The sequence below is a fragment of the Actinomycetes bacterium genome (assembly GCA_036510875.1).
Classification (GTDB): domain Bacteria; phylum Actinomycetota; class Actinomycetes; order Prado026; family Prado026; genus DATCDE01.
In genome coordinates, this window is sequence record DATCDE010000349.1 from 1 (window position 1) to 2,903 (window position 2,903).

The window sequence follows — 2,903 nt, forward strand, 5'->3', positions numbered from 1 at the left end:
GATCCTCATGCTGTTCTCGTCGAGGGCCAAGGTGAACGGCCCGGCATTTCTGGCTGGTTGGATGCTCGCGCTCGCGATCGTGAGCGGAGTCGTGTACGTCGCCTGCACCAACGGAAATGCCGCGACCAGCACCACCACTTCCGACACGATCGCTTGGGGCAAGATCGTCTTCGGTGTGGTTCTTCTCCTGCTCGCCGTGCGCAACTGGCGGAACCGTCCAGCGCCGGATGTCGTGCCCCAGATGCCGAAGTGGATGGCCAGCATCGACGTCCTCACACCGGGGAAGGCGTTCGGCTTCGGGGTCCTCATGGCGGGTGTGAACCCGAAGAACCTACTCCTGACCGTCGCCGCGGCCGCCGGTCTCGCCGAGCTCGGACTGTCGACGAGCGAAGCGGTCGTCTCGCTGATCGTATTCGTCGTCGTCGGGAGCCTCACGATCGCAGGCCCGGTCGTCTACTACTTCCTCGGCGGCGCACATGCGAAGGCCGCCCTCGACTCGCTCAAGGACTGGCTCACGATGCACAACGCCGCAGTGACCGCGGTCCTGTTCCTCGTCTTCGGCGTCGACCTGATCGCCAAGGGCATCCCGCCGCTCACCGTGTAGCAGTTCCGACGTGGCACCAATGATGTACCTGACGACTGCGGGCGGATACTGCGACCACGCCGTCGGTGAGCGGCGGGACGCCGACTTCCTGGCCTCGGCTGCACGCCGAGTCGGACGCACCACCGGGCAGAACCACTGTCCGCCCCCGGGCAGATCCCACTGGCCATTGACACGTGATTCTCACAACAGTCGTGGACCTTTGGGGACGGCTTTCCGGGTGCACCGCACCACGGTGATCAATCATCTGGATCGACTCGGCGTCCCTCGGCGACGGGCGGTCCGCAAGCTGACCGACGAGGCGGTTGAGCGGGCGGCCGCGCGCTACCGGGAGGGGGCGTCGCTCGCTGAGGTAGCGGGCGAGTTCGGGGTGCACACGCGGACCTTGGCCCGGGAGTTCCACCGTGCCGGCGTCTCGGTGCGACGGCGCAATGGGTGGCCGGGACCCAGACCCGTCATGCTTCGGGGCGCGGTCGGTGTTCCACGTCCGCCCAGGTTCGGCGGCCAGCGTTTGCGAGAGGCTCGTCGTCTTCGCAGCCGCGGTGCCACCTCGCTCGGTCAGGTGTCGGTTTGGGCGGTCATTCGCCCGCTCGTGATGGCGGTGTTGAGGGCTTGGTGGTCGAGCTCGTTCTGTTCGGCGTACAGGGTGGCGAAGAGGGCGATTGCCAGATCCGTCCGCGGCGCGGATGGCCGGCACCAGGATGACCACCTCAACCACCGTCAACTGAACCGTCGGCAAACTCCTCTCGGACCTGCGATCCTGGAGCGGTGAGGATCATCCAATCCCGGGGGGCCGCCGTTCTGATCGGGGTCGCGTCCTGGACGGCGGCGGAGTACGGCCTGCACCGCTTCCTCATGCACGAGCTCCGCGGGCGAGGGCTGGCCTCGGTCGAGCACCTGAAGCACCACGCCGACGTCACCTACTTCTCGCCCACCTCGAAGAAGCTGGCATCGGCGACCGCCACCACGGCGGTCGCGTACCCCGCCGCCGCCGCGCTAGCGGGCCGTCGCTGGGCCACGGCCTTCACCGCCGGGCTGCTCTCGATGTACTTCGGCTACGAGGTCGCGCATCGGCGCACCCACACGCATCCGCCACGCCACCGCTACGGGCGCTGGGCCCGTCGCAACCACCTGCACCACCACTTCGGAGCGCCGATGCGCAACTTCGGTGTGACGAGCCCGGTGTGGGACAAGGCGTTCGGCACCTACGACGACCCCGGCGTGGTCACCGTGCCCCGCCGCATGGCACCGGTGTGGCTCCTCGACGAGGCGGGGGCCGTCAAGGCAGAGTTCGCAGACGACTACCTGGCCAAGGGCGCCTGGCACGCCGACACACGTCAGGTCGAGCGCGACCGGATCGACGCCTTCGCCAACGTTGCCCCTGCCCTCGAGGGCTGAGTCCCCCATCGATGTCACCTGAGCGCGGGCTGGTGTGGTTGGCAAGGGTCGCCCGCGCGCTCTGCTGGCCGTTCGTGCGTTCAACATCACCGGCGGCCGCCAGCTGAACCGCGGGCGGGGGACCGATTCGCCTTCGGACCCGTCCGCAAACTCTCCTTCAAAGGGCTCAGCCCCCTGCCCGGCCTCGCCCCTGGACTGGTCCGAGATCAGCCGTTCTCCCTGAAAGGGTGCCAAGCCCACACAACGGGGCGGACCCTGTACAACACACGAGCCGACCGTAGGACGTCCCATCCGCGAATCCCGCCAGCGGAGGTCCGACGATCACCAGGAACGTGACACTCACGAAACAACGAGCGAGCGCCCGTTTGGACCGGGTCGCGGAGCAAGCCCTCAAGCATGAGCAGGGAAGACCCGGCGGGTACCAGACGGGGTTTGAAAGAGAAGACGAACCGGTCCGAGCGATCGGACACGCGATCCGGGGCCTGACCAGGCCAAACGTTGTATTTCTGACAACGGGTGGGCGATGGGGGACTCGAACCCTCGACCTCTGCCGTGTGAAGGCAGCGCTCTAACCAGCTGAGCTAATCGCCCGTGATGCGAACGGGCACTGTAGCCGCTCCCCCGCCGGCGGCTCACCTTCAGAAGGCCCCTCACCTCAAGGCACGCCAGGGCTCACCCCAGTGGAGCCAGCGGGTCGAGGCCGACCACCTCTTCCAGCACGGCGATCGTGCGCAGCACCGCCACATCGCCGTGCTGCGGCCCGATGACCTGCAGCCCCACGGGCATGCCGTCGGCGGTGAAGCCCACCGGCACGGTGCCGGCCGGGTTACGCGTCAGGTTGTACGCCCCGGTGAACGGAGCCCAGAACGGCGTCTCCACCCCGTTGACCGTGCCCGGGTGACCC

General features: G+C 67.9%; 3 protein-coding genes and 1 tRNA gene. 2 read left to right on the forward strand and 2 right to left on the reverse strand.

Annotation, left to right across the window (positions count from 1 at the left end):
• Both VIM19_19965 and VIM19_19970 read left to right on the forward strand, forming a co-directional pair.
• Window positions 1–604 (forward strand): GAP family protein (locus VIM19_19965; GenBank protein HEY5187117.1); only part of this gene is annotated, 604 nt, incomplete at its 5' end.
• Window positions 605–1,369: 765 nt separating this feature from the next.
• Window positions 1,370–1,999, forward strand: a complete 630-nt coding sequence (locus VIM19_19970) for a sterol desaturase family protein (protein ID HEY5187118.1) — start codon at window positions 1,370–1,372, stop codon at window positions 1,997–1,999.
• 517 nt (window positions 2,000–2,516) lie between these two features.
• Here VIM19_19970 and VIM19_19975 read toward each other — a convergent pair.
• Together VIM19_19975 and VIM19_19980 are read right to left on the reverse strand one after the other, a co-directional pair.
• Window positions 2,517–2,590, reverse strand: a tRNA-Val gene (locus tag VIM19_19975).
• A gap of 81 nt (window positions 2,591–2,671) precedes the next feature.
• Window positions 2,672–2,903, reverse strand: a 232-nt coding sequence (locus VIM19_19980; protein ID HEY5187119.1) for an amidase family protein, incomplete at its 5' end; no start/stop codon positions are given.